General features: G+C 66.3%; 5 protein-coding genes and 2 pseudogenes. 3 read left to right on the top strand and 4 right to left on the bottom strand.

From position 1 onward, the window contains the following. The first annotated feature begins 365 nt into the window (after positions 1–365). Positions 366–545: a hypothetical protein gene (locus tag EQG76_RS24490; protein ID WP_159717211.1), complete on the top strand. Its 180-nt coding sequence runs from the start codon at positions 366–368 to the stop codon at positions 543–545. A 93-nt stretch (positions 546–638) separates the two neighbouring features. Here EQG76_RS24490 and EQG76_RS24485 read toward each other — a convergent pair. The 4 genes and pseudogenes from EQG76_RS24485 to cphA all read right to left on the bottom strand — a co-directional run. Beyond that, positions 639–1,486: pseudogene (locus tag EQG76_RS24485) on the bottom strand (cyanophycinase). Positions 1,487–1,488: 2 nt separating this feature from the next. Continuing rightward, complete coding sequence (locus EQG76_RS24480; protein ID WP_159717209.1) at positions 1,489–2,397, bottom strand: isoaspartyl peptidase/L-asparaginase family protein; 909 nt, start codon at positions 2,395–2,397, stop codon at positions 1,489–1,491. Further along, positions 2,379–3,242, bottom strand: coding sequence for a glutamate ligase domain-containing protein (locus EQG76_RS31820; RefSeq protein WP_200841082.1), 864 nt, complete (start codon positions 3,240–3,242; stop codon positions 2,379–2,381). The genes EQG76_RS24480 and EQG76_RS31820 overlap by 19 nt, the downstream gene beginning before the upstream one ends. Before the next feature lie 7 nt (positions 3,243–3,249). Next, positions 3,250–5,088, bottom strand: a pseudogene (cphA, locus tag EQG76_RS33670) (cyanophycin synthetase); the annotation flags it as partial. A gap of 836 nt (positions 5,089–5,924) precedes the next feature. Between cphA and EQG76_RS24470 the strand changes: the two are divergent. Together EQG76_RS24470 and EQG76_RS24465 are read left to right on the top strand one after the other, a co-directional pair. Beyond that, positions 5,925–7,016, top strand: a complete 1,092-nt coding sequence (locus EQG76_RS24470; RefSeq protein WP_159717207.1) for an SDR family oxidoreductase — start codon at positions 5,925–5,927, stop codon at positions 7,014–7,016. Positions 7,017–7,667: 651 nt separating this feature from the next. Beyond that, a complete protein-coding gene (locus EQG76_RS24465) occupies positions 7,668–7,943 on the top strand; it encodes a hypothetical protein (RefSeq protein ID WP_159717205.1) in 276 nt (91 codons plus the stop codon). Positions 7,944–8,136: the final 193 nt, after the last annotated feature.

Raw genomic sequence — 8,136 nt, 5'->3', positions numbered from 1 at the left:
ACGACGTGTCCGGGAAGGTCCGGCCGCCGTTCCGTCCGGCTGCCGACGGCAGCGCTCATCGAGGCCATGGCATCGATCCGATAGAGGTTGGCGCCATAAGCATGACCTGGCGTCGCCACCCACGGCCAGGCGACGGCTTCACGCCGCCGGTGCCTGCGACAGCAGCGCCCCGTGCCCCGGCACCGTCCCCGTCTCCTGCAGATCGAGTGGAGATCCGTACCTGCGCAGGATCCGCTTCACCAGGACCTGCAGGCGCGGCCGGACGTCGTCGAACCGCCAGTCGATGGCAACGGTCCCCCTGCACGGTCTTCACCACCTCTTGTGCGGTCACTGATGTAACCGAGGTCGGCGGGCTCGCCAACCTGATGGTCTGGCCGTCCGTGTTCGCGCGCTACCGGCGCATCGTGCTTGGCAGCCGGATGCTGGGCGTGCTGGGGCGGGTGCAGCGCCAGGGCGTGGTCATCAACCTGGTGGCCGAGCGGCTCGAGGATCTGGGCAGGCTGCGCAAGAGTGTCGGCGGCCGGGAACAGCCCGGGGCGGCATGACCGAGGTCGGCCAGGAGAAACAGGGCAGAGGCCGCCCCTATCTGGGCCGGGACGGCGAGGACAAGACCGAGCCGGCATGGGATCTACAGGCGTTCAGCCCGTAGCCTCCTCCCGGGCGTGCGATCGATGTCGGTCAGGCATGTCTGCCGGCCGCCGGATGGAGAGATCGAACTCATCGCCGCTGCTGAGCACATGGAGACGGACGTCATGCATGGACAAGGCCCGGTCTGCCTCGGCCTCCGCGATGTTGGAGCGGGTGACCCCGGCGCCGTCGATCACATAGACGCAGCCGCTTCCGATCACCCGGAAGCGTTGGGCCGCGAGCACGATGGCGGTGTCCTCGTCGATGCCGATACCGAGCTCGCGGGGGTTGTGCGCCACCGCGCCGAACAGGCGCCCGAAGCGCCCGCGCTCGGCGAAATGCTGGTCGATGATGGCGTTGGGCACCAGGCCCAGGCCCGGGGCCATGTGCAGGTCACCGATACGGTGGGATTCGCTGCTCGTCCCCTTCACCAGCATGGTCTCACTCATGACCGAGGCACCCGCCGAGGTACCGGCGATCACGCCGCCGCGTTCATGGAGCTCCCGCACCCGCTGCTCTACCGGCGTGTCGCCGATCTGGCTGGCGATCCGCAGCTGGTCGCCGCCCGAGAAGAAGACGCCCGCCGCTTCGTCGAACAGGCCCAGCTTGTCCGGGTCGGCAGTCTCCGCGCGCTCATGCAGGTAGAGCTCGACGAGATCGGTCACGCCAAGGTCGGCGAAGGCCGCCTGATATGACTCGAAATAGCCCTCCGGCTGGTGCGAGGCGACCGTGGCCAGCACGAGCTTGCCGCCGCCGAGCCGGCCGGCGACCTCCCGGAGGATGATGCGCTCCCCTTGTCCTCGCCACCCCCGATGATGACGAGCGGGCCGCTGGCATGATGCTTTGTGCGATTGGACATGATCAGCTGTTCTCGTCCTGGCGCAGTTGGACGCGTGGCCCGTTCATCCCGTCGCTGATCCAGGCCACCGCGAAATGCGGGCTGTTGTGGGCAAAGCCCATTCGCCCTTCAGAACCCATGGCGATCCCACCCGCCTCGCCGCCCACCTTGTGGAGGTGGTCGAGCGATGCCCGGACGGCATCCTCCGGGCTGCGACCTGCCTCGAGCGCCTGGATGACGCGGGCGGCGAGCATGGCCCGGGCGATGTTCTCGCCGTCGCCGGAAAAGGCGATGCCTCCGATTGAGCTGTCGGCATAATAGCCGCAGCCTGGCAGCGGCGAGTCGCCGACCCGCCCAGGGTGCGTGCCTTCCAGGCCTCCGGTCGACGTGCCTGCAGCGATCCGGCCGGACTGGTCCAGGGCCACACAACCGACCGTGTCATGGTCTTCCTTCATCCTGGAAGCCCGCTTCTCCGGTGAGATCAACGCGTTGGGTGCGCAGAGCTCGGCCCCATGCTCGCCAGCAAAGCGACGCGCTCCTTCGGCGGTCAGCAGGATGGGCTGCTCGCGCAGCATGGCCTGCGCCACGGAGATCGGATTGCGGACCCCCTTGATCGCAGCGACGCTGCCGATGTCATAGGTGGAGCCGTCCATCAGCCCGGCACACATTTCCACCACGCCATCCGTGTTGAGGTCGGAGCCGAAGCCGGCGTTGAAGGTAGGATCGTCCTCGAGCACGCGGGTGGCAGCCTCGACCGCCTCGTGGGCGCCACCACCCTGCTCCAGCACCGTCTGCCCTGCAGCCAGGGCAGCAAGACAGCCCTGCCGGTTCGCCTCCTCCTTATCCGGCTCGATCTCCTTTGCTCCGCCATGGACGATGATCGCCCAGCCCGGGCGGGCCCCGCCGTCCCGGCTCATGCGATCCTCCGCCACGACTCGGCCTCCAAGTCTGGCTGGTCGGCCTTCACCGGGAACCAGGAGGCATGCGCCGGTGCGCGATAATCGAGCACCTGCCGCCACATGACCTCGACCTCGGTCGGGGTGAGCACCACGAGGTCGCCGGGCTGGGCCGCGCCCAGGCAGGCATTGGCCGCCTCGTCCTCGTCGAGGATGCGGCGGATCTGCTCCTGCGGGAATCCGACCGCGCAGGCGCCCTCGGTGAGGAGCGAGACGATCTCGCCCGGCCGGCGGCCGCGACGCGCAGGGTCCTCCCGGAAGATGATCTCGTCGAAATAGCGGGCTGCCAGTGCACCCATCTCGCGAATGTCCTCGTCGCGGCGATCGCCTGGGATGTTCACCATGCCGATCGTGCGCCGGTGCCGCGGGTGCATCTTCAGGATGAGATCGCCCAGGGCCATCAGGCCAGCCGGGTTGTGCGCATAGTCGAGGATCACGCGGAAGCCGTGCCCATCGAAGACGTTGAGGCGGCCGGGGCTGTGCTCGAAGGAGGTCGTGAAGCTGGCCAGCCCCGTCCGGATCGTGGCCGGCGGCAGCCCGTGCGCGTAGCAGACCGCGGCGGCCGCGAGCGCGTTCTGGACGTTGAACTCCGCCAGGCCCTCCAGGGTCGCCGGAATCTCCGCCACATGCATGAGGTGGATCGCATCGCCCTTGTCGTGAATGACGATCTCGCCGCCATGCGCGTTCGCCTCGCGCACCAGGGCGAGCCCGCCGCTCTCGATGTGGCTGCGCAGGAAGTCCGGCATGTCGGTGCCGCCGCGCAGCGAGAAGTAGCAGAGCCGTCCCCCCCGCCCATCGGTCCATGCGGGAGGACATGGCATCGTCGGCATTGAGGATGCTGGTGCCATCCCGGCGGACAGCCTCCACCACGACCGACTTCACTGCGGCCAGGTCTTCCAGCGTCTCGACTCCCTTCAGGCCGAGATGGTCAGGCTGCACATTGGTGACGACGCCGATATCGCAGGCCGGAAAGCCCAGGCCCTCGCGTAGGATGCCGCCGCGGGCTGTCTCAAGCACCGCCACATCCACGGCGGGGTCACGCAGTACCAGCCGGGCACTCCACGGGCCGGAGGCGTCCGCCTTCACGACCCGCTCCTCGTTGACATAGATGCCCGACGTGGTGGTGAGCCCGACATTGAGGCCTCGAGCGCGCAGCACGCGCCCGATCATCCGCACCGTGGTGGATTTGCCGTTCGTGCCGGTCACGGCGATGACCGGGATGCGGGTCGGAACACCCCGCGGGAACAGCATCTCGATCACCGGCCGCGCGACGTTGCGCGGCCGTCCCTCCGAGGGCTGGAGATGCATGCGGAAGCCCGGCGCCGCGTTCACCTCAACGATGCCGCCGCCCGTCTCATGGACCGAGCGGCTGATGTCGGGGGCGATGAAGTCGATGCCGGCGACGTCCAAGCCGACCGCCTGCGCCGCACGCCGGGCGATAGTGGCGTTCTCCGGATGGATGTCGTCGGTGCGGTCGATCGCCGTGCCGCCGGTCGAGAGATTGGCGGTATCGCGCAAGGTGACGACCTCACCTGCATCCGGGACGCTCGCCAGGGTGAGCCCCGACTTGGCCAGGAGCCTCAAGACATGATCGTCGACCTTGATCCGGGTCATGACGTTCTCGTGGCCATCGCCCCGGCGCGGGTCCCCGTTCACCGCCTCGATCAGCAGGACGATGCTGCTCACCCCGTCACCGACCACGCGCGCCGGCACGCGTTCGGTGACGGCCACCACCTCGCCGCCGACCACCAGGATCCGGTGGTCGTGCCCTTGGTAGTGCTGCTCGACGATCACGCGGCGATTGTGCCGGATGGCCTCCTCGAAGCCGCAACGCACCTTCTCGGCGGTCATGAGCCCGATCGAGACGCCGCGACCGTGATTGCCGTCCAGCGGCTTGGTCACCACCGGATAGCCGATGCGCTCCGCCGCACGCACAGCCGCATCGGCGCTGCGCACGACCGCACCTTTGGGAACCGGCAGCCCGGCCGCGTTCAGCAAGATCTTGGTGAGGTTCTTGTCTCCTGCCGCGTTCGTCGCGATCTGCGAGGTCGTGCTCGTGATGCTGGCACGGATGCGCTTCTGGTAACGGCCCGTGCCCAGTTGCACGAGGCTCTGGTCATCGAGGCGCAGCACCGGGATGCCCTGCCGTTCCGCCTCCTGAACGAGGGAGCGGGTGGTGGGGCCGAGTGCCGTCCGCCGGTGCAGCCGCCGCAGGACCTCCAAAGCCGCGCCGAAATCGAATGCCTGTTCCAGTGCCGGCTCGTCATCGTCCTGATAGATGCGGTCGAGGCCGCGGATGCCCCGGAGTCCACACGGGAGCAGCGCATCCACGAGTTGCAGCGCCAGGCGTCCCGCCAGGAGCCCGACGGCCTCTTCCTTATAGGCGTACATGACGTTGTAGACGCCCGGGCGCCCCTTCACGGACCGGGTCTTGCCGCGGGTGACGGCCGTCCCCGTCAGCGACTGGAGCTCGAGGCCGACATGCTCGGCAACGTGTCCCAGCCAAGTCCCGTCCTGCAAGCGTCGCACGAAGCCGCCTGGCTCGCGATAGCAGCAGCCGTGCTGCCGCAGGCCAGGCAGAAGGCCGAGCAGGCGGTCGGCAAAACCGGGCAGCCTGTCGCTGGGGCAGGCCTCCAGCGCGCCCAGATCGAGCTGGATGCGGATCATGGCCGTGTGGCTGTAGAGGTGGGGCCCGCGATAGATCCCACGCTCCAGGACCGACAACGGTCCGCCAAGCTGTTCCGGGGCGCTGGCGCCTGGGGTCGCCTGCGGGCCATGCGCCTGGCAGCCGAGTGCTGGGGGCCCGTCGAGCTTGATCACTGGCGTCTCCATGATCAAAGCACCCACTGGTTCGTGGATCATGCTCGTAGTTTCCCCGATTAGGCACTTCTCTTCGCCGGGCAGGACAACGACGCCGTGTCTCGGACGAGACTCGTCCGCATGAGGGTCCAAGCAACAGGAAATCAGCAATTGAAGCCGCCGGGTATAAACGAACTCGGGCACTGCTGAGTGAGTTCCAATCGTTCGTTTAAAAAAGCGCCTCTAAGACCATTTTTATTATGTACATATTTTACACTTTGTTTCTATCTCCCAGTTTCTGGTTCGTATCATAATCAATGTTGTTGATAATAATTAGACATGAAGTTCATGATTTCATATGATAAATCATGGGCTCTCTGCGAGAGCGCAGTATACAATTCGAATAATCTGATGTTCAGCTCCGCAAATAATCTCTCGTTTATCGATTCGCTTATCGGGGTTTGTATGGTTTGGCTGCATGCGGGAGGCGCCTTGAGCCAGTCCAGGGCAGTCCTTTGGAACTCTGGGCGAGGCTGAGGGCTAGTACAGATCTGCCCGCCGCGCGAGCCCTGCGCAGCGTCTTCGATCGGCGCCGCTGGGAGGCAGGGGAGCGTGCCGCGACCGAGGCACTCGGCACCCTGGCGACCTGCGCGCCTCCAGACACCGCCTTATGACCAACCCTACCCTTGCGCCCGGAGCGCCTCATGAGCCAACAGATCCAAGACAAAGTCATCGTCATCACCGGAGCCTCCAGCGGCCTCGGCAAGGCCACCGCCCTGGCGTTCGCAGCATCGGGCGCGCGTCTCGTCCTGGGCGCCCGCCGCGAGAGGGAACTGGAGGACGCGGCGGCCGCCTGCCGCGCCAGGGGTGCCCAAACCACCGTCCTGCCTGTCGATGTCGCCGAGGAGGCGCAGGTCCAGGCTCTGGCCCGGCGCGCCGTCGAAGCATTCGGACGGATCGACGTCTGGTTCAACAATGCCGGCATGGACGCGTTCGGCACCTTCACGGACATCCCGCCGGCTACCTTCGAGCGCGTGATCCAGGTCAACTTTATGGGAACCGTCTATGGGTCCCGGGCGGCACTGGCGCAGTTTCGCACGCAGGAATCCGGCATCCTCATCAACAGCGCCTCGATCGTCGGAATCTGCCCCACCCCCTTCCATAGCCCCTATGTCGCCAGCAAGTTCGCGATCAGGGGATTCTCCCATGCCCTTCGGCAGGAGGTCGCCCACCTGCCGAACATCCATGTCTGCACGGTCTGCCCGGCCTCCATCGACACGCCGCTCTGGCAGCGGGGAGCCAACTATAGCGGCCGGAAGATCAAGCCTCTGGATCCGGTTCATCCCACCGAGCAGGTCGCCGGCGTGGTCGTGGCGCTGGTGCAGACCCCGCAGCGTGAGGCCTTCGCTGGTGCTACCGGATGGGTCCTGGCCGAGCAGCACGCGGCAGACCCGGAGCTGACCGAGGCGATTGCCGCCGGGATCGCGCAGCAGAGCCTGTTCCAGGCTGCACCGGCTGCACCCACCGACGGGGCGCTCTTCCAGCCGGAAGCCGGCAACGGGGGCGTGAGCGGCGGCTGGATGGAGCCGAGCCGCCCGGGCATTCCTGCCGGTGACCTGCCGGCCATCTTCGCGGCACCCATGCTCCTTGCGACTGGGCCCGCCCTTTATGCCTGGAAGATTTCCCGCAACTTCTTCCAGCAGTTCGGGATGCAGGCCAGATCGATCGGGGGGGGCCAGCACGCCGAAACGCTGAACCGGTTGCGGCCGCAGGCTGCGCCGGGGCATGGAGGGTGATCCGGCTCCAAGAGATCACGCTCCTGCTCCTGGAGCAGCCCGCCTAGGTCTTCGCCACCACGTGCAGGGTCCGAAGCCGCATGTCGATCAGTCCCATGAGGTCGCTTGCGCGTGGGCAAGAACGGGAGCCTGGTTCTAGTCTTACAGCATATCGCTCCCGCCATCATCGACATCAACACGAGCCCCAGCCTGAATGCTGCCATGTGTGTGGCCATGCCAGCGGCTGTTCGCGTCAACTGCAGCAAGTTGACCAAATGTTCCGGGGCCATCGGTACCAAAACGGACAGACGATCTTCCCCCGATGCTGCAGCTGAGACAGCTGGAGGCAGCGTCCGATGACGGCATAAGGGACCACATTGGGCAACCGGCCTGACGGGCGAACAGCCGCCGGTCGGCCTGCCTCGGTGTGGCTGCGCCCACGCCAGCTAGCCCGATGAGATGGGAAGGCTGGCGGCTAAGTGCGCCCATCTCGAAGAAGCCACGCTGCGATGGCCGAACCCGGCATGCCTACACGCAATGGCCAGCTCTGCCCCAGTACTATGTCGATAGTAGAAAAGTTTATGTCGCTCTGATGCAACCGCGAGCACGAACTGCTGTTGACGAGTCCAGCCTCTACGTCGGCTGTCCCCCCCGAAGACAATGGAGTTCAGGATGGACAGGAAACCTCAAGCAGACATTCATGCGCTTGAGCAAGAACTCACCAATGCAGTCGGGCCGTTCATGCCGGTCAACGTGGCCATCACCCGGCTGTGCGAAGCTGCCATTCGGGCCGCGCAGGACAAGGAAGAATGGCACGGGCTGGTCACCTGTACCGCCGTGCGCAACGTGTGCGAGCGGGGCCTGCGCGAGCGGGGCACATCCGCCGCCGACCTGAAGCGGATCAGTGACCGTGCCGTCGGCGTGATCGCGGCACGACTGATGGCTTGACCAGTACCCGCTACCTCGCAATGCATGAAAAGTTGCGAGGTGCAGGTGACCGGCAACGTCACCCGCGGCGTTTGCTCATCGCCGGCAACTGGGCGGCTGTTCCGGCCTTTGTTATGCTTGCGGTCCTATCACTACTTGCGCAGAACCGGCGAGTGCCTGGTTCGTTGCCATGTCCTGAGCGTCTGGTGGGACA

Origin of the sequence: Geminicoccus flavidas, from assembly GCF_009806515.1 — a bacterium.
GTDB lineage: Bacteria > Pseudomonadota > Alphaproteobacteria > Geminicoccales > Geminicoccaceae > Geminicoccus > Geminicoccus flavidus.
Note: the sequence above shows the minus strand (reverse complement) of the source record. Positions and strands in the feature narration are given on the sequence as shown.